This is a genomic window from Ruegeria sp. CDSA079, assembly GCF_059612245.1.
This window is the reverse complement of sequence record NZ_JBXWQF010000005.1, coordinates 101,222-123,969: the sequence shown is the minus strand read 5'-3', so window position 1 is coordinate 123,969 and position 22,748 is coordinate 101,222. Positions and strand designations below refer to the sequence as shown.

The following is a 22,748-nucleotide window of genomic DNA, read 5'->3' as shown; positions in this document are numbered from 1 at the left end:
GTCTCGCACAACCCCTGCAGGTCGCCATGTGCGACCCGTCACGATTTGTCCGTGGGCGATTGCTCCGGGCATAAAGGATAGTTATTTGTTCGACTTCGATATGCTGGGCCTTGCCCCCGCACTTAACAAAGCGCTGAAAAGCGCCAATTTTACACAACCCACTCCGATTCAGAATCAGGCCATTCCGCTGGCGCTGAATGGGCACGATATCCTCGGCCTTGCTCAGACCGGCACTGGTAAGACTCTGGCCTTCGGCCTGCCGCTGATCGATCACCTTCTGGCGCAGCCTGGCAAACCCGAGCCGAAAATGGCCAAGTCATTGATCCTGGCGCCGACCCGCGAGCTGGTCAACCAGATCGCCGACAGCCTGCGCGGTCTTTGCAAGAACACCAAACTGCGCGTCGCCACCGTGGTTGGGGGCCAATCGATCAACAAACAGATCATGTTCCTGTCGCGCGGCACTGACATCCTTGTCGCCACGCCGGGCCGCCTGATTGACCTGATGGATCGCCGCACGGTCGACCTAAGCTCGGTCCGGCACCTGGTGCTGGACGAGGCTGACCAAATGCTTGACATGGGCTTCATCCACGCCCTGCGCCGCATCGCGCCCGAACTGGGTACACCGCGCCAGACCATGCTGTTCTCGGCCACGATGCCAAAGCAGATGGAAGAGCTCAGCCGTGCCTACCTGACCAATCCGCAGCGCGTTCAGGTCTCGCCCCCGGGTAAAGCCGCCGACAAGATCACTCAATCGATCCATTTTGTCAGCAAGCCGGGAAAACCCCACAAACTACGCGAGATTCTGTCCAAGGATATGAACGCTCTGACGTTGGTATTCTCGCGCACGAAGCACGGCGCTGAAAAACTGATGAAAGGACTGGTCGCCGACGGATTTAACGCCGCCTCGATCCATGGCAACAAGAGCCAGGGGCAACGTGACCGCGCGATCAAGGCCTTCCGCGCAGGCGAGGTTAACGTTCTCGTGGCTACCGATGTCGCCGCGCGTGGTATCGACATCCCCGGTGTGGCTTATGTCATCAATTATGATCTGCCCGAGGTTCCCGATAACTACGTCCATCGCATCGGTCGAACTGCACGTGCGGGCCGAGAGGGTGAGGCAATTGCATTCTGTTCAGCCGAAGAAGTTGATCTGCTGCGTCAGATCCAAAAGCTGATGAAAATCGAGATCCCGGTCGCTAGTGGGACCCTGCCTGAAGGAACCGTAGCAGAAAAGCCTGCGCGCCGCCCGAACAACCGCCGTCGGGCGTTCAAGCCCAAGCCTGCTAATGGGGATGGAAAACCCGCTGCCAACAAACGGCGTCGCCCCCGCGGCAAACGCCCTGCGGCGTAAGGCCGGAACGGCACCAACAAAAAAGCCAACGCCGGGTCAAGAACCGGCGTTGGCAAATCCAAAGAACGAAAACGCTTTTCGTTCCGACTAATTTCCCGAGTTCTGCTCTGCCTCAATCTCGCGCCATTTGGCGACGTTGCGATTGTGTTCTTGCAACGTCTCGGCAAATGCGTGCCCACCAGTGCCATCCGCGACAAAGAACACAAAGCTCGTGTCATCCGGTGCAACGGCGGCTTCAAGACTTGCCAAACCGGGGTTGGCAATCGGCGTCGGTGGCAACCCGTCGATCTGATAGGTGTTCCACGGCGTCGGGCGGTTCAACTCGCTGCGCCGCAATCCACGGCCCAAGGTGCCCTGCCCTTTGGTGACACCATAGATCACAGTCGGGTCCGTTTGTAGCCGCATCCCTTGATTCAGCCGGTTCACAAATACGCTGGCCACTTGCCCGCGCTCTTCCGAAACGCCGGTTTCTTTTTCGATGATCGACGCAAGGATCAGCATCTCTTCGGGGCTCTCCAACGGTAGCCCGTCCTGACGGTTTTCCCAAACGGCATTGATCCGCAACTGCTGCTTATCCTGCATTTCTTGCAAAATGGCACTGCGATCCTGACCCGCCACGACATCGTAACTGTCGGGTGCCAGCATTCCTTCCGCCGGGATCTCGGTCACCTCACCTGACAGGGCCTCGAAGGACTTCAACGCCTCAACCACTTGCCACGAGGTCACACCTTCGGCCAACGACACGCGATACCTTGTGTCCGCCTCGTTGCGTTTCTCGGTGTAGGCTTCCGGTGTCTCTTCTTCAGTCGCATCGAACGAAGCGATCTCGATAAAATCCAAGGTTGCCGGGTTCAGTTCGCGCACCCGTGTCTGGGCCCGCGTAACGCCGATACGATATTCGATCTCAGACCCGCAGGTGCTGGCGCCGCTGCTGGTAACCTCATCGATGATCTGCTCCATCGACGCGCCTTCGCGCACCAGAAAGCTACCCGCTTTCAAACGTTGCGCCCGATCCGTATAGTCCGCAGCCATCCGAAAGATCGTGGCGCTGCGGATCGCGCCTTGCTCTTCCAGTTCCTGGCTGACACGCGTCATATTCGACCCGCTTCTGACCTGCAGGCAGATTGCGGTTTCAAGCGGGCCTTCCGCTTTGTACTGGGACTGCCCCCAAAGGATCAGACCGCCCATCAGAAACAGGCCGACCACCAACATGGTCAGCGCGTTCGAAGCAATGGCCCGCCACATTTAACTGACCTTTCCGAAGATTACGCTGGCATTGGTACCGCCAAACCCGAACGAGTTGGACAGAGCCACGTTGATCTCACGCTCGCGCTTTGCGTTTGGCGCCAGATCAATCGGGGTTTCGACAGCCGGGTTGTCCAGGTTGATCGTAGGTGGCGCAACCTGATCGCGGATCGCCAGGACCGAAAAGATCGCCTCAATCGCGCCCGCAGCCCCCAACAGGTGTCCGGTTGCCGATTTAGTCGAGGTCATTGTGGCGCTTGCGGCGTGATCCCCCAGCAAACGTTCAACAGCGCCAAGTTCGATCGTATCCGCCATGGTCGAGGTTCCATGCGCGTTAATATAGTCTAGGTCTTTCGGCTCCAGCCCAGCACTGCGCAGCGCGGCTTTCATTGAGCGTTCGGCCCCATCGCCATCCTCTGACGGTGCGGTGATGTGATACGCATCACCCGACATGCCATAACCCAGTACCTCGGCATAGATCTTGGCGCCACGCGCTTTGGCGTGTTCGTAATCCTCAAGCACCACAATGCCCGCGCCCTCGCCCATGACGAACCCGTCACGGTCGACATCATAGGGGCGGCTGGCTTTCTTGGGGTCATCGGCGTACTTGGTCGACAGCGCCTTGCACGCGTTGAAACCTGCAATACCAATTTCACAGATACAGCCTTCACCGCCACCCGCGACCATGACATCCGCGTCGCCCGCCCGGATGATCCGACTGGCATCGCCGATGGCGTGGGCGCCGGTAGAACATGCTGTCACAACCGAATGGTTTGGCCCTTTGAATCCGTGACGGATCGATACCTGACCCGAAGCCAGATTGATCAGAGCGCCCGGAATAAAGAACGGCGATACACGGCGCGGGCCTTTGTCGCGGATCAGATTGGCGGTGTTGGCAATCGAGCCCAGCCCACCGATACCCGAACCAATCAGGACACCTGTCCGCAGGCGGTCTTCCTCATCTTCAGGCAACCAGTTCGCGTCCTTGCAGGCCATTTCCGCAGCCGCAATCGAATACAGGATGAAATCCTCGATCTTGCGCTGCTCTTTCGGCGGCATCCAGTCGTCAGGGTTGAACGTGCCGTCGGTTCCGTCACCGCGCGGCACTTCGCAGGCATAGGTCGTGGTGACCCCGCTTGCCTCGGCGTCGAAATGCGTGATGGGGCCCGCGCCGGATTCTCCGTCCAGCAGCCGCGACCATGTTTCCTCGACCCCGCTGGCCAAAGGAGTGACCAATCCAAGACCGGTTACAACGACTCTGCGCATGAAATGCCTCTTGCCTGCTTCCTGTTATGAGAACCGCTCATACCCCGGCCCGGGGTGCGGGGGCAAGAGCAAGGGCGATTTCCGAGCAGGCATCCTGCCGCCGATCATCCAAAGAAGTACAAATTGTGGAAAAACGGTGTGCCCGCCCTTTCATGCACACGTCAGAAAGGGCGGAACGGGTTATTGAAACTGTGCCACCGGCTCATGCGCCGCTTTCGCCGTATCCAGCGCCTCGGCCAGATCCAGCGATTTGCGGAACAGCGCGCGCCCGACAATCGCGCCCGAGATGTTGGGAATATAAGCCAACCGGGAAATATCATCCGCCGTACGCACGACACCGCTTGCAATTACCGGGGTACGGGAATGCGCGGCCAACCCAGAAATCAGACCCAGCTGAGCGTCGACATCTTCCATGTCACTGTCGATATCCGTCACGACGATGGCGGCAAGCGGTACACCCTCGAACGCGTCGATGAATGCTTCGGGGGTGAAAGCGCTCTGGTTGCGCCAGCCATCCGTCATGACATATCCCTGCCAGACGTCGACAGACAGCACGATCTGATCCGGATACAGCTTGGCCAGTTCCTTGACCAGATTCGGCTCGAGTGCGGCCAAAGTGCCGATCACGACACGCCCCACCCCTTTGTCGATCCAGTATTCGACCTGTTCACGGGTGCGCATACCACCGGCCAATTGCACCGGAATCTCGGCACCCCGAATGATTTCCTCGATCAGCTCCGCGTTGGTGTCTTTGCCTTCAATCGCATCGAAATCGGTCAGATGCATCCATTCGGCGCCGGCCTCGGCCCAGCTCCGCGCGGTTTCAACCGGATTCACGTGCCAGATCATCGCATTATCCAGACGGCCTTTGTCCAGCGTGACACACCGGCCGTTCTGTAGTTCCATCGTGGGGTAAATCCTCATGAGCTTGTTCCTCCGCTCAATCGCTTTGAAGTCCCCGGCAGCATAGATCGCGCAATCCAAACCCGATTCACCGGGATCGGCACAGTTTGGCCATTTTGCGGCATATAGGCAAAGTGGCGGAATTACGCGCGGGCGGGCGGTCCGTTGCGCCGTAACAAATGCACCGGGGTTTCACTATACACCCCTTCCCGCATCAAAACATAGCCCAGCTTTTTCGCCAGTTTCTGCGAAGACAGATTGGACGCGTTCACCATCGCAACCAAAGGTCCGGGAATCACGCGGTCGAACCAGTCATGCGCGGCCTTCGCCGCCTCATACCCCAGCCCCTGCCCCTGCGCTTCTGTGGCCAGAATCCAACCGGCCTCAGGGAAACCATCAAAATCTTCGCCCATGCGACGGTTGCCGTAAAAGAACCCTGCCTGCCCAATCAGCGTTCGCGTTGATTGCTGCATCACTCCCCACTGGCCAAATCCGGCCATTTGCCAGTGTCCCGCATTGCGTAGAAATGAATCCCACGCTTCGCCACGTGTTCGCGGAGTCGCGCCAACATGTTGCACGACGCAAGGATCACGCCAGATCTCGGCAAACCGCTCAAAATCCTCGGGGCGCATGGCGCAGAGCGTCAAACGCGCGGTATTTATCATTGGAGTGGATCTTATCATGCCCTGTCCACATCGAGTTTTGCCTCATTGGAAACAGTGCGCAGTGTAAAAAAGCCGTGCAAGACCGAATTTTGACCAGGCATAAAAAAACGGCGCCTCCGTTGCCCGGAAGCGCCGCTTTTGATCAGAAAGAAGCGCTTAGGACGCTTCGCTGATGAACTTGACCGCGTCGCCGAAGGTCTGGATGGTTTCGGCTGCGTCATCAGGGATCTCGATGCCGAACTCTTCTTCAAAGGCCATTACCAGCTCAACGGTGTCCAGGCTGTCTGCGCCCAGATCGTCGATGAAAGACGCGTTTTCCACGACTTTGTCTTCTTCAACACCCAGGTGCTCAACAACGATCTTCTTAACGCGATCTGCGACGTCGCTCATGTCTATTCCTCATTCCTTTACAGGGCGGTCTGCCCGATTCTGCCCATGCCCGCACGGGTTGGCTTTGATTTGCCCGTTTCGGGCGGTTTGGGTCCCGTGTAAACGGGAAAGTATAAGGCCGACCTGAAAGACCGGCCCCGCATAGATGCGCCGCCTATAGCATAGTCGACGCAAGAGGCAAACGCTTTCGCGTTCGCCCCTGACGCGATCACAACATGGCCATACCGCCGTTCACATGCAAGGTGCTTCCAGTAACATAGCCTGCTTCGGGGCTTGCAAGGTACAGAACGGCTGCCGCGATTTCTTCGGGATCGCCCATGCGGCCCGCCGGAACCTTCAGCAACAGACCCTTTTTCTGTTCCTCGGTCAGTTTCTCGGTCATTGCGGTCGTGATAAAACCTGGTGCAACGGCATTCACGGTAATTCCGCGTGTTGCAACTTCGTGGGCCAAAGCCTTGGAAAAGCCAATCATTCCGGCCTTAGACGCGGCATAGTTCGCCTGCCCCGGATTACCGATCACGGCCACTACGGACGAGACATTCACAATCCGGCCCCAGCGCGCCTTCATCATGCCCCGGATCACACCTTTGCACAGTTTCACGGTCGAGGTCATGTTCACGTCAATGACGCTCTGCCATTCCTCGTCGGACATGCGCATGAACAGGTTGTCCCGCGTGATGCCGGCGTTGTTGACCAGAATGTCCACCGAACCCATCGCCTCGACCGCTTGCTTCGGCAATGCGTCGACCGCCTCTGGATCACTCAGGTTGCAAGGCAGTACGTGCGCGCGCTCGCCCAGTTCATCTGCCAAAGCTTGCAGGGGCTCGACTCGCGTACCGGATAATCCAACCGTTGCGCCCGCCCCGTGCAGCGCACGCGCAATATCACCTCCGATGCCACCAGATGCACCGGTGATCAGCGCGCTCTTACCTGTCAAATCAAACATTCGGTTTCCCTCTTCGTGCGTCGGCTACGACGCGTTTTGAGCTTACGATTCGGCCTGAACGGCCTTTTGAACATCTTCCGGGGTGCCAACAGCCTTGCCCGCGATGGCACGATCAATCTTGCGGATCATGCCGGACAGCGCTTTACCAGCACCGATTTCCCATGTTTCAGTCACGCCCTGCGCCGCCATGAACTGCACACTTTCCCGCCAGCGTACCGAACCTGTCACCTGCTCGACCAGCAACTGACGGATCAGATCCGGGTCACTGACCGCTTCAGCGCGCACATTGGCCACCAAAGGCACCGCAGGCGCCTTGATTTCTACAGCAGCAAGCGCTTCTGCCATAACATCTGCAGCCGGTTGCATCAGCTTGCAGTGAAATGGAGCACTTACAGGCAACATTACTGCACGTTTTGCGCCTTTTTCCTTGGCGATTTCAGCAGCACGCTCCACGGCGGCTTTTGATCCTGATACTACTACCTGGGTTGGGTCGTTGTCATTTGCAGCCTGACAAACCTCGCCCTGCGCGGCTTCTTCAGCCACGGCACGTACAGTATCCAGATCCAACCCGAGGATGGCAGCCATGGCTCCTTCGCCCACGGGCACGGCGCTTTGCATCGCTTGCCCACGCGCGCGCAAAAGACGTGCGGTGTCGGCGACCGACAAAGCACCAGCAGCAGCCAATGCGGAATATTCACCAAGCGAGTGACCAGCCACATAAGCCGCCTTGCTGGTCGAAACACTTTCGGCCTCCAAGGCACGCATAGCGGCCATCGATGTCGCCATCAGTGCGGGCTGGGCGTTTTGTGTCAGCGTCAGCTCGGCGATGTCGCCTTCCCAGATAAGGCTGCTCAGCTTCTCTCCCAGCGCTTCGTCCACCTCATCAAAGATGGCTTGAGCCGCCGGGTAAGTCTCGGCCAGAGCTTTGCCCATACCGATAGTCTGGGCGCCCTGCCCCGGAAAAACGAACGCGAGTGTCATGCCAACCTCATGCATATTGTTAGGTTGCGGCGGGGTGTAAACTGACTGACCGTCTGGCACAAGCGCTGCCTGCGTTCTGCATTCTGGCACTATTACTGTGCACCCACGCTTACTTGTGTAAGCCTCGCGTGGCTTTACTTTGGACAAAACCAAGAATCTTGGAGTCCTCGACACATGGCCGCGACCAATTCTTTTATCAGCTACGGAAGCGTTACAAAGACGTTTCACTGGCTCACCGCCCTGCTGATCCTGACGGCCCTGCCGCTCGGCTGGATCGCGGACAACCTGGCGTATGCGGTTCTTCACGCCAACACCGCCCCGACCGAGGCCGAGATCGCCCGCGCAGCGCGTGTCTTCTCATTACATAAAACGGTCGGGATCACTGTATTCTTCGTCGCCCTGGCGCGCATTCTGTGGGCCTTAACTCAGACCAAACCGGGCCTTTTGAATGCCGACAACAAACCCGAAGCTTTTGCCGCAGAAACCGTGCACTGGCTCCTGTACGGGTCGCTGGTCCTTGTTCCTCTGAGCGGCTGGGTCCATCACGCCGCAACAGAAGGCTTTGCCCCGATCTTGTGGCCTTTCGGGCAAAACCTGCCATTTGTCCCGAAATCCGAAGCAGTGGCCGAAGTAACAGGCGTACTTCATTGGCTGTTCATGTGGGTTTTGGTTGGATCCCTTGTCTTGCACGTCGCTGGCGCGCTGAAACACCATGTCGTTGATAAAGACAGTACACTGCGCAGAATGTTGCCAGGCCAGGCAGACTCACCCGAGCCTCCGCAGCAACACCATTCTCTGGTTCCTGCGGTTGCCGCTGTGGCCGTTTGGGCCATGGTGTTGTCGGGCGGCTGGATCACAGGGGAATTTGCGAAAGAAGCCGACGACGCCGACATCGAACTGGCCGAGGTTCAATCGGACTGGCAGGTACAGACCGGCACCCTGTCAATAACCATCTCGCAACTGGGCAGCCCCGTCACTGGTTCCTTTGCAGATTGGACGGCGGCCATTACCTTCGACGATCCGGCGCAAGCCGGGCCTGCGGGATCGGTGGATGTTACCATTGCCATTGGCTCGCTCAGCCTTGGTTCGGTCACTGATCAGGCTATGGGTGCAGACTTCTTTGACTCAGCGCAGTTCCCCACGGCTCAATTCACTGCGGATCTGTTCAAAACCGAATCCGGATTCGAGGCTCGCGGCCCGCTGACCATCCGTGATAGCACGATGGACATCATTCTGCCCTTCTCGCTGGATCTTCAGGGCGATACGGCCAGCATGGCAGGGTCTGTTGAACTGAATCGGCTGGACTTTAACGTCGGTACGTCACAACCCACAGAAGAGTCGTTGGGCTTTGCTGTATCCGCTACCGTCGAGCTCACAGCCAGCCGCAACCAATAAAGCTAAAAAAACCGCCGGTGAAACAATCACCGACGGCTTCGATTTTCGAAACTCTGTATTTACTCAGCTTTTTGAGCTTCGACCGAAATCTGAACCTGCACTTCGTCGCCGACGAACGGTGCAAATTGACCCAGATCGAAATCGCTGCGGACCAGAGTTGTGGTCGCGTTGAAACCGGCCCAAGGCTTGTTTGCCATCGGGTGGTTGTCAGCTTTGTTCAACTCGGCGTCCAGAACAACAGACTTGGTCACGCCGTTCATGGTCAGGTCGCCGGTGATATTGGCAGTGTTTTCACCGGTTACCTCAATACCTGTCGAGGTAAAGGTAATCAGATCACCCTCGACCGCACCAAAGAAATCTTCCGTCATGAAATGATCTTCACGCGGCTTCCAGCCTGTGAACATCTCCAAGACCGGCATCGATACGCTTACGCTCGATGCAGCCGGATCTTCCTGATCAAACATGATCTCGCCTTCAAAGCCCGAAAACATGCCAGTTGTGGTCGAGAAGCCCAAGTGGTCATAGCTGAAGACAACTTGGCTGTGGCTCGGGTCCAACACGTATTTCTCGGCGCTGGCGAATGCCGTGGTCGCCGATACAGCCAGTGCGGCAGCAAGAAGGGTGGATTTCATAACAATCTCCGCGTTTTTGTGAATGCAAACCGTAACGGTTGCTCACAAACTAAATGTGCCGCCAATAGGCGGCACACAACCCTCATTTCGACACAACTTCTGTTCCTTTTTGAACAGAATAGAATTCAGCCGAAAATTGTTACGCTTTTGCTCAACTGTCCTTTCAGGGCTCGGCTGACATCCGCCGATTCAAGCGGCAGCTTCATCAACAGGCTGCCGTCCACGTCGAACAGATGAACTTCGTTCTCTTCGAAACGCGCACCACCCAGCGAGTCGTAGCTGCGGCGCAAAACGGTCTGCGGACGCCCACCTTCGTTCTTCTGCAGCACCCGAACTTCACGACGAATGGGATCAAAATAGGCATCCGGCCGGGGGTCCATGATATCGATCGTCAGCAAGCTGACTCCCACGATCAGAAACAGCATCGATGCCACCATCTTGATCGGCCAAACATCTGCGCTGATCATCGATCCAGGCATCAGCCACATCGAGAATGCCGAAACGATCAGGAATGCACCGACCATACGCGCCAGGATCAAACGGGCCTTCCAGTTCGGTGCGAAGGTGATCATTACCGGTACCGAATTTTCAAAGCGCGAACTTGTCGCCTCTTCCCGGTATGTGTTTGTGTTTGTCGCGGTCATACCATTTCACCTTTTATCAGGTTACTGTCGAAATTCGGTTGGGTCCGGGTAACGCCCGGTACGAAAAACAACTTTGAGCCGAAAAGCGTCAGCAATTGGGCGTCCCAAAGGAAATTGGGCGGCCTCTCAGAGGCATATGTGGCAGGGCTTGCCCCTACGGATCAAACGTGTATACGGGGCCATCCTTCGCAGTCATATGAATCGCGCAGCCTCTCGTGGCAGGGTCGCGAAGGACCAAATGGCCCCGCCTATGAAATGCGCCTTGATATAAACAGGAGTGCACATGCCACTGTATGAGCATGTAATGATCGCGCGTCAGGATCTGTCCAACGCGCAGGCGGAAAGCCTCGTCGAACATTTCGGCACCGTTCTGGCTGACAACGGCGGCAAGCTGGTTGATAGCGAGTACTGGGGCGTCAAGACGATGGCCTACAAGATCAACAAGAACCGCAAAGGCCACTACGCCTTCCTGAAGACCGACGCCCCCTCGGGTGCGGTTCAGGAAATGGAACGTCTGATGCGCCTGCATGATGACGTCATGCGCGTTCTGACCATCAAGGTCGACGGCCACGTAGACGGCCCGTCGGTTCAGATGCAGAAGCGTGACGAACGTGGCGACCGCCGCGAGCGTCGTTGATCACCGCCTGAGGAAAGGACACTAAACCATGGCCGCAAAACCATTTTTCCGCCGTCGTAAGGTCTGCCCGTTCTCGGGTGAGAACGCGCCGAAGATCGACTACAAAGACACACGTCTGCTGCAGCGTTACATCTCTGAGCGTGGCAAGATCGTACCTTCGCGCATCACCGCCGTTTCGGCGAAAAAGCAGCGTGAACTGGCCCGTGCGATCAAGCGCGCGCGCTTCCTCGCCCTGCTGCCCTACGCCGTGAAGTAAGGAGAGACTGACATGCAAGTTATCCTGCTGGAACGCGTTGCGAAACTGGGTCAGATGGGCGACGTCGTTGACGTCAAGTCCGGATATGCCCGCAACTTCCTGCTGCCCCAGGGCAAAGCCCTGAGCGCGTCGGACGCCAACATCGCGTCGTTCGAAGCCCAGAAAGCGCAGCTGGAAGCACGCAACCTGGAAACCAAGAAAGAAGCTGAAGCGCTGGCTGAAAAGCTGGACGGACAGCAGTTCATTGTGATTCGCTCGGCATCGGACGCTGGCGCTCTGTACGGCTCTGTCACTCCGCGTGACGCCGCAGACGCTGCAACCGAAGCAGGCTTCACCGTCGACAAGAAACAGGTCATCTTGATCGCGCCGATCAAGGAACTGGGCCTGCACTCGGTCGCAGTCAGACTGCACCCCGAAGTTGAAGTCCAGATCAAGATGAACGTTGCACGTTCGGAAGAAGAAGCCGAACTGCAGGCATCGGGCAAATCGATCCAGGAACTGGCCGCTGAAGAAGAAGCAGCCGCTGAATTCGAGATCGCAGAACTGTTCGACGACATCGGCTCGGCCGCATCGGAAGACGATGATCTGGCTGCTGAAGCTGTCCCTGCTGAGGAAGACGAAGCCAAAGCCTGATTAGGCTTTAGCTTTAACCAATCGAAAGGCCGCACAATTTCGTGCGGCCTTTTTTCATGGCGTTGGTGCACGAGCAAATTTCGGCCCAAATTTAACGCTAGTCTTGCGACCGTATCAACGTTTCATATCATTGCCCCTCAATCGCCCGGAGATTCTAGATGCCCGCTTATCCCCGCCGCAGCGCCCTTGCCTTTCTGCTCACGATCCCACTGATTGCATGTAGCGGTGGAGAGGTCTCCAAAGCCGACACGTCTCAGTTCAACCCGCCGCTCTATCCAAATGAAACGCCTGAACTCAGAGCGTCGATCAACAAATGGGCGGATCATTACGAACTCCCGCGTGAGCTTGTTCACAAGCTGGCCATCCGCGAAAGCACGCATCGCCCCTGGGCCGTGAACCGCCCTTACTATGGCCTTCTTCAAATCCTCCCGGCCACTGCCCGCTCGATGGGTTACAAAGGAAATGCCGAAGGCCTTCTGGACGCAGATACCAACCTTGAGTTCGCTGGAAAATACCTGCGCGGGGCCTGGCTGATTTCTGATGGCGATCAGCAAAGGGCGATTTTCCTTTACGCCAAGGGTTTTTACCCCGAAGCCAAAGCGCGTGGAATGCTGGTAGAAACCGGGCTCAGACCCGCATCTTGACGGTGTTTGGCGTCAGTTTTCGCCTGAAGGTTAGCACTTCAGGCGATATAGTGACAAAAATGTTCTATTGATCATCGCAATGTCCTGAATTGCGCAGACAATATATGCCTCGCCTTGTCACGTTTAAGAAAATATGGTGTTCTGCTCGAGTGAGGTAATCGGGTTCCACTCTGTTTATACGTTTGCTCGACCACACCATCGAGCACAAAGATGGGCCGCAGTTGGTAGGCGCCGCATGGAAATTGTCGATCTGAGCACTCTGCCGGATTCAGAAGTTCGCTACACTGAATTTCTAAGGCAAATCTGTGATAAGCATGAGATGGACCATGCCGCTTATGCGGGCATGAACCCAGCCGCTGGGACGGTTGCCGGTTTCGTTACATATGATGACGCGTGGACCGAGCATTACCAAAACCAGGGTTTGATCATGGTGGATCCCACCATCCACATGGCCCGCCGCAGCATTGCTCCTGTCGACTGGAGTCGCCTCGAGCGCAGCCCCGATTTCCAGCGCGTGTTCCGAGATGCAAGTGATTTTGGTCTGTCCAATCAAGGCGTTACAATTCCCGTGCGCGGCCCCTATGGGGACATCGGTCTGCTGAGCGCCACGCGCAACTGCAGCAAGGAAGAGTGGCGCAAGCTCTACACTCATGTGATCAGCGATCTGCAGTCCATGGCGGTTCACATTCATGACCACGTCGTTTCGACAGATGAACTGACGAATGCGCTGTATCATCCGACGCTTTCGTCCAGAGAAGCAGAGATCCTGCAATGGGTTGCTGCAGGTAAATCCCAGCAGGACATCGGCGATATTTTGTCCATTTCACACCGGACGGTAGAAGTTCACTTGCGTTCAAGCCGAGAAAAGCTTAGTGCGCTGACAACGCCGCAAGCCGTCGGTCGGGCGATAGCGATTGGTCTAATTACCCCAGGCTAATCATAAAAAACGCAAAATTTCGCCAAAATACGGGAATCCCCCAATAGAAATATCCCCAGAGAGCGGTAACGTCGAAATTACCGAACAACCACTCGAAGGGGGAAGAAATGATCATCGTGGTAGATGGCCTGAACAGACATATGTTCAGCGAGGTTCTTGACGAAATGTTCGAGTTGAGAGCACGTGTTTTTGGCGAACGTCTTGGATGGGACGTTAATATTCAGGACGGAAAAGAAATCGACGAGTTCGATCATCTGGACCCGGCATATGTAATCGGACTCGACGATGAGGGGAATGTCGTCGCAGCCGTGCGTGCCCTCCAGACCACCGGCCCTCACATGCTGTCGGATGTCTTCTCGGCGATCTTGTGTGGGGAAGCTCCCTTGCGCAGCGCAACCATGTGGGAATCGACCCGCTTCTGCGTCGACACCCAACGTCTCACTCGGGGCAAGGACAAGAACTCGGTCTCCTACGCAACATGCGAGTTGATGATCGGTTCTTTGGAATATGCAAAGAACGCAGGTATCCAGGATATCATCACTGTTATCGATCCGGTCATGGACCGGGTTCTGAAACGGTCGAACTGCGCCCCATATGACTATGTCGGCAAAACAGTTCCGATGGGCAAGGTCCATGCACTGGCCGCCCTGCTGGATTGCACCGACGAACGCATCGCGGGTTTGCGAGAATTCGCGGGCATTCGCAACGATGTCTTTATCGATGAAGACGATGCACTGGCTCTGTTCGCCGCCAAGAAAGCCGCAGCGCGCGCGCCAGCAAATCAAGATCACAAACCACTGACGGATCTTGAGAAGTATTTCGTCGAACAGATGAGTGCAGCCAAGACAGAAGCTGAACGGCAAGATGTGCTGAAGCTGATCGAAGCGCTCTCGAACACGTTCACACCAGAGCAGAAAACCGCTCTGCTACAAACCCCCCGTGCTTTTGCTCATGAGGCATGACCCCCTCACCTCATAGGTACAAAAGCCACCCAAGCGGAGCCGTCTGATGAACAGGCGGCTCCGTTTTTTTGTGCCCATTGGGGATGGGCGGAAGAGGATTACTCCTCTTCCAATGCCTCGACAGCTTTTTGCAGATCATCTTTGCTGACGTCTTTATCTGCGACCTGAGCCAGTTCGAAGACGTAGTCCACAACCTTGTCTTCAAAGATCGGCGCACGCAGCTGCTGCTGCATCTGAGCGTTCTGTTGAACGAACTCAAAGAACTGACGCTCTTGACCGGGGTACTGACGCGCCTGGTTCATGATCGCCTGAGTCATTTCCGCGTCGGTCACTTCAACCTCGGCCTTCTGACCCAATTCGGCCAGCAACAGACCCAGACGTACACGACGCTCGGCCAGTTTGGTGTGCTCTTCAGTGGGCTCAACCTCACCGTGGTCGTGGCCTTCCACGTCCGGGTTTTCCTCGTGGAACAGCTGATGCGCGATCTGCTTGGCTTCGGCTTCCACCAACGACGGCGGCAGGTCGAACGATACTTTCTCGTCCAGTGCATCCAGCAGGGCGCGTTTCATGACAGCGCGCGAGGCGCCAGCATATTCTGCCTCCAGACGCTCGGAAATCTGAGCTTTCAGGGCGTCCAGATCTTCGGCACCAAATTTCATGGCCAGATCGTCGTTGACCTCAGCCGCAACCGGCTCTTTCACCTCTTTGATGGTGCAGGTGAAAACAGCGTCTTTACCGGCCAGATGCTCTGCGCCGTATTCCTCCGGGAAGGTGACGTTGACGTCTTTGACTTCTTCGGCTTTCACATCAACCAGCTGCTCTTCGAAACCGGGGATGAAGCTGTTCGAGCCCAGAACCAGCGGGTACTCTTCGGCCGAACCACCTTCGAACTCTTCTCCGTCAACCTTGCCGACAAAGTCGAACACGATCTGATCGCCGTCTTTGGCTTTCGAGCCTTTGCGGCGCGCTTTGAAGTCCTGTGCAGTTTCGGCCAGGTTGTTCAGCGCTTCTTCCACGGCTGCGTCATCGGCTTTGACAACCAGCTTCTCCAGCTCGACCGATTTCAGGTCGACTTCGGGGATCGCGGGAAGTGCTTCGTAGGACATCGCGACTTCTACGTCGTCGCCTTCTTTCCAGTCCTCGTTGGTCATCTTGACATCGGGCTGCAGCGCAGGGCGGTCGCCGCTGTCTTCAAAGTGCTTGTTCATGGCACCGTCGATGGTCTCCTGCATCGCTTCGCCCAGCAGGCGCTGGCCAAACTGCTTTTTCAGCAACGCCATCGGCACCTTGCCTTTGCGGAAACCTTTCATTTCGATTTCCGGCTGCGCTTCGTTCAGCTTTTCGTTGACCTTCGCGTCCAGCTCGGCTGCGGTCACAACGATGTTGTAGCCGCGTTTCAGACCTTCGTTCAGCGTCTCGGTAACCTGCATTATGGTAGTCCCCATAGGATTCGGGGCGCGCAAAAAGGGCGCGCCAGGCAAATTTGACGCCTTCTATTTGGACAGCAGCTTACGCGCAAGGGGCAAAGGCGGAATCCAACAGTATTTGATCGCCTAAACCGCAAAAAAACGCTCCGGAAACCGGAGCGTTCATGTTTGATTTTTTCAGTGCGATCAGAACTTCCAACGCGCGCCCAATACCCATGCTTCGTTGTTGTCAAAGGATGAACCGTCATCAAAGTCGTGGTTACGATATTTCAGATAGACGTCTGTGTTGATCGCTTCGACCTTCTGAACCACGGCGATACCCCATGCTTTGGTGTCCGAACCGTTGCTTTCGAAGTCCGAGCCGCCATAGTAATCGATGCCGACACCCGTCTTGCCCCAAGACACCCAGTTACCCTCGTACGAGATCTTGCCGTACCAGTAATTCGGATCCGTAGCACCGGCCTGGTCATCGTCACGTGTGCCGCCAGCGATCGTAAAACCCAGACCGCTGGGCAGCAGGACCGACGCTGAGCCGATCGTGTCTTTGCGATCGCCCGAGTTGTCGTCCCGATCTCTTACCGCATAAGCAATGGATGCTGCGAATTCCACACCGCCGGCAAAGGTGTTTTGATAGAACAAACCGACGTCGTAGTAGTCGTCATCATCACTGCTGGACAGGATGTTCTGACCATAAGCAAAACCGGCCGAGAACCCATTGAACGACGCCGTGTCATACCGCACGCGCCCGCGGCGCGCGCCGTCAAAGTTGCTGGAACTGTCGCCAACCGTAATACCACTCAGCAAACCTGTCGTGTCGCGATAGAAGAAGCCCGAGTTTTCGTCATTGGTAAACGAATACAGCGCAGTTCCAACGTAGCTAAGGTCGGTTTCTGCGGCACCATCAGACACCATGCTGCCCTGACCCGCCGAGAATTTTCCGTAATTTCCCTTCAAGGCGAAATCCACGTGACGAATATCTTCACGAGTCCAGCCACTAAAATTTGTACCGTTCTGGTTCCACTCGGTCGAGTTCGGCAATCCGAGCGCAGATTCAAATCGGAACGTGAATTCGTTTTGTCCGTAAGGCTGCATAAGACGCAGGCCGACGCGGCTGTTCGATAGATCGTTGTCGAGAACACGGGTCTCGGTATCCTGCCCGTCATCAACTGAAATCAAGGCCGGGTTGAACTGTCCATACAACAGCACATAGCCGCCAGAGTTGTTCTCATACTTCAACTCCGCAACAGCCGGAATTGCGGTTGTCGCAGTCAAAATGGCTGCAACTGACATGTATTTGATACAAGGGGTCATTTCACTCACCATGAAAGGTTCGGGTTTCAGGTACTACCCAAATGTTACTGAGCGCGAGCATTCCAGTGGCCCGCATTCTATCCCGCGCAAGCATTGCAATTTCGCAACAAAAGCCACGATCACTATTACAATTTAACAATATATTCCATATATTTACATGAAACATAGCACATCTGCTGTAAGGGCACGCAAATGAATTGTGACCCCCAGTTATGCGTCTGGCAAACATCCGGTCTGCATTGACGTTGATCTTGACGGCGAAATATCGCCGACTCGGTGAGTTTTGAGCCAACTCCCGCCAATATACTCAAATATTCATCTTTCTAAACACATCTGGCAACTGCTCTGGCAAGTCCTCGGCGATCAGCCCGGGGCCGAATTGGCGTGCGCATTCCACATGCAACCACGCCGCAGCTTCGGCAGCGTGCATAGGTGCAAATCCGCGCGCCAGCAAACCGGTGATGTATCCCGCCAGCACATCACCGGATCCGGCAGTCGCCAACCAAGGGGCTGCTCTTTCGTATGAGGCCGAGTTGACCGAGCATTCCCCATCAGGTGACGCAATCACCGTATCCGGCCCTTTGAACAGAACCACACACCCTGCCCGCTTTGCAGCCGCGCGCGCAGCGTCGGCCTTGGAATAGGCAGGGCCATTGGTAGGCACCGCATTCAGCTTCTCGGCAATGTCCGGAAAGAGCCGTGCAAATTCGCCGCCATGAGGGGTCAGCACGCAGTTTTCGTGGATTTTCGCGAACAATGCATCGGGGTCGTCTGCAAAAGCAGACAAAGCATCCGCATCCAACACCGTCGCCCGCTGCGCCGCCAAGGCCACCGGCACCAGCACCTGTGCCCGTTCCAACCCAAGCGCAGGCCCCAGGCAAAGGGCATTCAGGCGCGTGTCAGTCAAAACGTCGGCCAAACCATCCTTTCCCTCAACACGTTGCAACATGAGAGCAGTGATCTGACTGGCCACTTCCATTTGTGCGGACGGAGGCACACCCAGCGTCACCAAACCCGCGCCAATCCGCAAAGCGCCCCGGGACGCCAATCGCGCTGCACCGGTTTTGCCAGAGCCGCCGGACAGAATCAGAGCGTGGCCATGCGCATACTTGTGCCCGCCTGAAGCTTTCGAAAGCTTCACCCCATCGTCATCGGTCGCATGAACGATCTGATCGTTTTCTGCTGGATCGAGCCCAATTGACTTGATTTTCAATGTCCCACAGGTCGCCGGACCATCACTCAAGACATGTCCTAACTTTCTACTGTGAAACGTCACCGTCATGTCCGCAGCAATTGCGTGGCCAAGAACACGCCCGCTGTCGGCGCACAAGCCGCTTGGAGTGTCAATTGCAACGACCTTTATGCCTCGAACTCGCAGCAGGGTTCTGGCCGGTGCGTTGGCCAACATGGAAAACGCACCTGCAAATGGCCGGGTGAGACCAGTGCCGAAAACCCCGTCGACAACCAGATCCATTTCATTCGGAAACCGAAGAAAATCATCCTCTAACGGGGCGGGGTCGACGGCGAATACGCGAACTTCGTTTTCTTCTCCCCACCTCTCATAGTTTACCCGTGCATCCGGCGGCAGTTTCTCCGGATCACCGTACAAAAAGACCTCAACCGCCCAGCCCAGTTCCCGCAACAGCCGCGCTACGACAAATCCGTCCCCACCATTATTCCCCGGCCCGCACAGCACCACCGCGCGCAGCGGATCCCCTTCATCTGGCCCCAAGTATCCCGGGGAGCGCGAGGGGCTGGCCCCTCGCCTGTCCAACGCTGGCCACTCCTCGAAGATTGCATCTACAACGCCCTGCCCGGCCTGCTCCATTAACTCGAGACCTGTCACTTCACCGGACTCGATGGCTGTCTTTTCGATGACCCGCATTTGCGCCGCTGTCAGCAATTCCGTCATCCCAAACCCTCGCGCGATTCAATTCTGATTATTTTTTAGGCAACGCGCCCATAAATTAGCACAGCGCCCGTTTTCGACGCATACCGCACTGCCCAAAATCGCAATCACATTGCCGCCCGATCTTAGACGTGATCACTGCCCCTGAGACAACCATTCAAGGTGAGCCGGGATGAAAAAGATCGAAGCGATCATCAAGCCGTTCAAACTGGACGAAGTGAAAGAGGCATTGCAGGACGTGGGCGTCCAGGGCCTCAGCGTGATCGAGGTCAAAGGTTTCGGTCGTCAGAAAGGCCATACCGAGCTGTATCGCGGTGCAGAATATGTCGTCGACTTTCTGCCCAAGGTGAAGGTCGAGGTCGTGCTGGACGATGATCAGGTCGATGCCGCCATCGAAGCCATCGTGTCTGCCGCCAAGACCGACAAAATAGGCGACGGCAAGATCTTTGTCTCGCCCGTTGAACAAGCCATCCGTATCCGCACCGGCGAGACCGGTTCGGACGCACTGTAACACACCAATCTTCAAGTCAGAGGAATCAAGAGAATGAGCAAGGACGCAGTTCTTCAGCTGATCAAGGAAGAGGGCGCCGAATATGTCGACGTCCGTTTCACCGACCCCCGTGGCAAGCTGCAACACGTGACCCTGATGGCCGATCAGGTCGACGAAGACTTTCTGGAAGAAGGCTTTATGTTCGACGGTTCGTCCATCGCGGGCTGGAAGTCGATCGAAGCGTCGGACATGAAGCTGATGGTCGACACCGACAGCGCATATGTCGATCCGTTCTATGCAGAAAAAACCATCTGTGTGCACTGCTCGGTTGTTGAGCCAGATACTGGCGAAGCCTATGAGCGTGACCCGCGTGGCACCGCCCAGAAAGCTGAGGCCTACCTGAAAGCATCCGGCATCGGTGACGTGGCTTATATGGGCCCTGAAGCCGAATTCTTCCTGTTTGACGATGTTCGTTTCTCGAACAGCATCAACAAGGTATCCTACGAAGTTGATGCAACAGACGCGTCCTGGAACACCGACACCGAGTACGAAATGGGCAACATGGGCCACCGTCCGGGCGTCAAAGGTGGCTACTTCCCTGTAAACCCCATCGACGAAGCTCAGGACCTGCGTTCAGAAATGCTGTCGACCATGAAACGTCTGGGCATGAAAGTCGACAAGCACCACCATGAGGTTGCTTCGTGTCAGCATGAACTGGGTCTGATTTTCGACAGCCTGACCAAGCAGGCCGACGAGCTGCAGAAATACAAGTACATCATCCACAACGTCGCGCACGCCTACGGCAAATCGGCAACCTTCATGCCGAAGCCGATCGCAGGTGACAACGGTACTGGCATGCACGTGAACATGTCGATCTGGAAAGACGGCAAGCCTCTGTTTGCTGGCGACAAATATGCTGACCTGTCGGACGAAGCGCTGTACTTCATCGGCGGCATCCTCAAGCACGCCAAGACCCTGAACGCCTTCACCAACCCGGCGACCAACAGCTACAAGCGTCTGATCCCCGGTTTCGAAGCCCCCGTTCTGCGTGCTTACTCGGCACGTAACCGTTCCGGTTGTGTCCGTATTCCGTGGACCGAAAGCCCGAAAGCCAAGCGCGTCGAGGCCCGTTTCCCCGATCCGGCCGCAAACCCCTATCTGGCGTTTGCCGCGCTGCTGATGGCCGGTCTGGACGGCATCAAGAACAAGATCGATCCGGGCGAAGCGATGGACAAGAACCTGTACGATCTGCCTGCCGAAGAACTGGCAGACATTCCAACCGTCTGCGGCTCGCTGCGTGAGGCTCTGGAAGCTCTGGCATCGGATCACGACTTCCTGCTGCAGGGCGACGTGTTCACCAAAGACCAGATCGACGGCTACATCGCACTGAAGATGGAAGAGGTCGAAACCTACGAGCACACGCCGCACCCGGTTGAGTACGGCATGTATTACAGCTGCTAAGCTGCATACAGAAACGACTTGCAAGGGCGTCCATTAGGGCGCCCTTGTCATTACTTTGCACTAGGTTTGACGCGCCGCCATTGATCCAACAGACTTGTGCGGAAATTTCCGGTCGGAGACAACCGCATGCCTCATAGTCCTTCACCTTTTTCAGAATACTCAAACATCGTGACATCCGAACAGGAACTGAGACAGATTTCCGGTCACCCGCTGCCTCAGATCATTGCCAAGGAAATGCCCTCACTCGATCAGATGTGTCGCGACTTCATCGCGACCTCACCGTTCTGCCTGATCGCCTCGGCCAATCCGGACGGGTACCTGGATATTTCACCCCGCGGCGACCCGCCCGGTTTTGTTCAGGTGCTGACCGATACCCTGATCGCAATCCCGGATCGGCCGGGCAACAAACGTGTGGACACGTTCCACAACGTTCTGAAGGACCCGCGCATCAGTGTAATTTTCTTTGTTCCCGGCAAGTTGGAAACGCTCCGCATCCGCGGCGCAGCCCGCATCTGTGCCGACTCTCAATTGTTGGAAAGCATGGCCATAGACGGGCACGCGCCCAATCTGGCGCTGCTGATCCATGTCGAGACCGTTTTTGCACATTGTCCGAAATGCGTGATCCGCTCGCACCTGTGGCAACCAGAAGACTGGCCGGATTCGGCCAATCTGCCAAACATGAACGCAATGATGGTGAAGCACGCGCGCATCAAGGCTACTCCCGAAGAATGGTTCGAAACGCTCAAGGAAAAGGGTGAGTTGGACCTATACTAACCGCTTTGCCGGAACCGAAGCTCACGCTAGGCTTAGACCAGATTTCAACTCGATCGGATTACGCCCATGTTTCGCCTTGCCGCCATACTTGTTCTTTCCCTGACTTCCCCTGTTCTGGCTGCACCCTGCGGGAACACCAGTGCAGGTTTTGAAGCGTGGAAGGCAGATTTTGCCAAACTGGCACGCAAGGCCGGGGTCAAAAAGAAAGGATTGCAAGCTCTGTCCCAGACACAGTACGCGACGCGCACCATTTCGGCGGACCGCAATCAGAAAAGCTTTAAATACTCGCTGGATAAATTCATGCGGGTCCGAGGGGCCGATACGATCATCGCACAAGGGCGCAAACGCAAAGCCGCCAACCCAAACTATTATGCAGCCTTTGAACGGCAATACGGTGTACCTGCAGGCGTTCTGATCGCCATTCATGGCATGGAAACCGGCTTTGGTAATTTCATGGGCGATAGTCAGGTTGTTTCCGCAATCACAACACTGGCCTATGATTGTCGCCGGTCCGAGTTCTTCGTTCCTCACGCAATTGGGGCACTGAAACTGGTGGACATGGGTAGCATCACAATGGCGACAAAAGGGGCAAAACATGGCGAGTTGGGCCATACGCAGTTCCTACCGGGCAATGCCCTGACCTATGGGGTCGACGCCACCGGCGATCGGCGTGTCGACTTTTACGATATGACGGACGCACTGGCCTCAACCGCGAATTTTCTTCGCAAGAAGGGCTGGAAACCGGGGCGCGGCTATCAGCCAGGAGAACCAAATTTTCGCATCTTGCAGCAGTGGAACGCGGCCTCTGTATATCAACAATCCATTGCCATCATGGCCGCCCGAATCGATCAATAGCCCCGCCTCAGGGAAAACACGCGTCACGCCAAAT

The 22,748-nt window shown here is 56.3% G+C and carries 24 protein-coding genes; 12 read left to right on the top strand and 12 right to left on the bottom strand.

Annotation, left to right across the window (positions count from 1 at the left end; translation table 11 throughout):
- The first annotated feature begins 85 nt into the window (after positions 1-85).
- Entirely contained in the window at positions 86-1,351 is a 1,266-nt protein-coding gene (locus AC2FJZ_RS07065) for a DEAD/DEAH box helicase (protein WP_496776716.1), read from the top strand.
- Positions 1,352-1,438: 87 nt separating this feature from the next.
- On the opposite strand, the gene mltG is transcribed toward AC2FJZ_RS07065, so the two are convergent.
- The 7 genes from mltG to fabD all read right to left on the bottom strand — a co-directional run bounded on the left by mltG (position 1,439) and on the right by fabD (position 7,747).
- A complete protein-coding gene (gene mltG, locus AC2FJZ_RS07060) occupies positions 1,439-2,596 on the bottom strand; it encodes an endolytic transglycosylase MltG (protein WP_496776715.1) in 1,158 nt (385 codons plus the stop codon).
- Positions 2,597-3,862 (bottom strand): beta-ketoacyl-ACP synthase II, encoded by a 1,266-nt coding sequence (gene fabF, locus AC2FJZ_RS07055; protein WP_050602119.1) that lies wholly within the window; start codon positions 3,860-3,862, stop codon positions 2,597-2,599. It lies immediately after the preceding gene.
- A 180-nt stretch (positions 3,863-4,042) separates the two neighbouring features.
- On the bottom strand, positions 4,043-4,786 hold the full coding sequence (locus AC2FJZ_RS07050; protein WP_496669107.1) for a 1-(5-phosphoribosyl)-5-[(5-phosphoribosylamino)methylideneamino]imidazole-4-carboxamide isomerase: 744 nt from the start codon (positions 4,784-4,786) through the stop codon (positions 4,043-4,045).
- Between the two features lie 122 nt (positions 4,787-4,908).
- Positions 4,909-5,448 carry a GNAT family N-acetyltransferase gene (locus AC2FJZ_RS07045; protein WP_496776714.1) on the bottom strand — a complete coding sequence of 180 codons (540 nt, stop codon included), beginning with the start codon at positions 5,446-5,448 and terminating at the stop codon, positions 4,909-4,911.
- A gap of 138 nt (positions 5,449-5,586) precedes the next feature.
- On the bottom strand, positions 5,587-5,820 hold the full coding sequence (locus AC2FJZ_RS07040; protein ID WP_050602116.1) for an acyl carrier protein: 234 nt from the start codon (positions 5,818-5,820) through the stop codon (positions 5,587-5,589).
- A gap of 208 nt (positions 5,821-6,028) precedes the next feature.
- Positions 6,029-6,766 (bottom strand): 3-oxoacyl-[acyl-carrier-protein] reductase, encoded by a 738-nt coding sequence (fabG, locus tag AC2FJZ_RS07035; protein ID WP_496669111.1) that lies wholly within the window; start codon positions 6,764-6,766, stop codon positions 6,029-6,031.
- Between the two features lie 42 nt (positions 6,767-6,808).
- On the bottom strand, positions 6,809-7,747 hold the full coding sequence (gene fabD / locus AC2FJZ_RS07030; protein WP_496776712.1) for an ACP S-malonyltransferase: 939 nt from the start codon (positions 7,745-7,747) through the stop codon (positions 6,809-6,811).
- Between the two features lie 174 nt (positions 7,748-7,921).
- Between fabD and AC2FJZ_RS07025 the strand changes: the two genes are divergently transcribed.
- On the top strand, positions 7,922-9,142 hold the full coding sequence (locus AC2FJZ_RS07025) for a cytochrome b/b6 domain-containing protein (RefSeq protein ID WP_496669115.1): 1,221 nt from the start codon (positions 7,922-7,924) through the stop codon (positions 9,140-9,142).
- Between the two features lie 59 nt (positions 9,143-9,201).
- Here AC2FJZ_RS07025 and AC2FJZ_RS07020 read toward each other — a convergent pair whose 3' ends face one another.
- On the bottom strand, positions 9,202-9,774 hold the full coding sequence (locus AC2FJZ_RS07020) for a YceI family protein (RefSeq protein ID WP_496669117.1): 573 nt from the start codon (positions 9,772-9,774) through the stop codon (positions 9,202-9,204).
- A gap of 125 nt (positions 9,775-9,899) precedes the next feature.
- Entirely contained in the window at positions 9,900-10,418 is a 519-nt protein-coding gene (locus AC2FJZ_RS07015; RefSeq protein ID WP_050602112.1) for a hypothetical protein, read from the bottom strand.
- A gap of 283 nt (positions 10,419-10,701) precedes the next feature.
- Between AC2FJZ_RS07015 and rpsF the strand changes: the two genes are divergently transcribed.
- From rpsF to AC2FJZ_RS06985, 6 genes are all read left to right on the top strand, one after another.
- The gene (rpsF, locus tag AC2FJZ_RS07010) at positions 10,702-11,055 is read left to right on the top strand and encodes a 30S ribosomal protein S6 (RefSeq protein WP_050602111.1); all 354 of its coding nucleotides are present in this window, start codon (positions 10,702-10,704) and stop codon (positions 11,053-11,055) included.
- A 28-nt stretch (positions 11,056-11,083) separates the two neighbouring features.
- Positions 11,084-11,311 carry a 30S ribosomal protein S18 gene (rpsR, locus tag AC2FJZ_RS07005; RefSeq protein ID WP_005608650.1) on the top strand — a complete coding sequence of 76 codons (228 nt, stop codon included), beginning with the start codon at positions 11,084-11,086 and terminating at the stop codon, positions 11,309-11,311.
- Between the two features lie 12 nt (positions 11,312-11,323).
- Positions 11,324-11,944, top strand: coding sequence for a 50S ribosomal protein L9 (gene rplI / locus AC2FJZ_RS07000; RefSeq protein ID WP_050602110.1), 621 nt, complete (start codon positions 11,324-11,326; stop codon positions 11,942-11,944).
- Positions 11,945-12,102: 158 nt separating this feature from the next.
- Positions 12,103-12,588, top strand: a complete 486-nt coding sequence (locus AC2FJZ_RS06995; protein WP_083445152.1) for a transglycosylase SLT domain-containing protein — start codon at positions 12,103-12,105, stop codon at positions 12,586-12,588.
- A gap of 235 nt (positions 12,589-12,823) precedes the next feature.
- The gene (locus AC2FJZ_RS06990) at positions 12,824-13,525 is read left to right on the top strand and encodes a LuxR family transcriptional regulator (RefSeq protein WP_050602109.1); all 702 of its coding nucleotides are present in this window, start codon (positions 12,824-12,826) and stop codon (positions 13,523-13,525) included.
- Positions 13,526-13,632: 107 nt separating this feature from the next.
- Positions 13,633-14,487 (top strand): acyl-homoserine-lactone synthase, encoded by an 855-nt coding sequence (locus AC2FJZ_RS06985; protein WP_496669119.1) that lies wholly within the window; start codon positions 13,633-13,635, stop codon positions 14,485-14,487.
- 98 nt (positions 14,488-14,585) lie between these two features.
- Here AC2FJZ_RS06985 and tig read toward each other — a convergent pair whose 3' ends face one another.
- The 3 genes from tig to AC2FJZ_RS06970 all read right to left on the bottom strand — a co-directional run bounded on the left by tig (position 14,586) and on the right by AC2FJZ_RS06970 (position 19,137).
- Positions 14,586-15,917, bottom strand: coding sequence for a trigger factor (gene tig / locus AC2FJZ_RS06980; RefSeq protein ID WP_496669121.1), 1,332 nt, complete (start codon positions 15,915-15,917; stop codon positions 14,586-14,588).
- A gap of 183 nt (positions 15,918-16,100) precedes the next feature.
- Complete coding sequence (locus AC2FJZ_RS06975) at positions 16,101-17,225, bottom strand: porin (RefSeq protein ID WP_496776710.1); 1,125 nt, start codon at positions 17,223-17,225, stop codon at positions 16,101-16,103.
- Positions 17,226-17,532: 307 nt separating this feature from the next.
- Complete coding sequence (locus AC2FJZ_RS06970; RefSeq protein ID WP_496776708.1) at positions 17,533-19,137, bottom strand: NAD(P)H-hydrate dehydratase; 1,605 nt, start codon at positions 19,135-19,137, stop codon at positions 17,533-17,535.
- A 169-nt stretch (positions 19,138-19,306) separates the two neighbouring features.
- Between AC2FJZ_RS06970 and AC2FJZ_RS06965 the strand changes: the two genes are divergently transcribed.
- From AC2FJZ_RS06965 to AC2FJZ_RS06950, 4 genes are all read left to right on the top strand, one after another.
- Entirely contained in the window at positions 19,307-19,645 is a 339-nt protein-coding gene (locus AC2FJZ_RS06965; protein ID WP_050602105.1) for a P-II family nitrogen regulator, read from the top strand.
- A gap of 33 nt (positions 19,646-19,678) precedes the next feature.
- A complete protein-coding gene (glnA, locus tag AC2FJZ_RS06960; protein ID WP_496669127.1) occupies positions 19,679-21,085 on the top strand; it encodes a type I glutamate--ammonia ligase in 1,407 nt (468 codons plus the stop codon).
- A 126-nt stretch (positions 21,086-21,211) separates the two neighbouring features.
- The gene (locus tag AC2FJZ_RS06955) at positions 21,212-21,859 is read left to right on the top strand and encodes an MSMEG_1061 family FMN-dependent PPOX-type flavoprotein (protein WP_496776707.1); all 648 of its coding nucleotides are present in this window, start codon (positions 21,212-21,214) and stop codon (positions 21,857-21,859) included.
- Positions 21,860-21,925: 66 nt separating this feature from the next.
- Complete coding sequence (locus AC2FJZ_RS06950) at positions 21,926-22,714, top strand: lytic murein transglycosylase (protein ID WP_496776705.1); 789 nt, start codon at positions 21,926-21,928, stop codon at positions 22,712-22,714.
- The last annotated feature ends 34 nt before the right edge of the window (positions 22,715-22,748 follow it).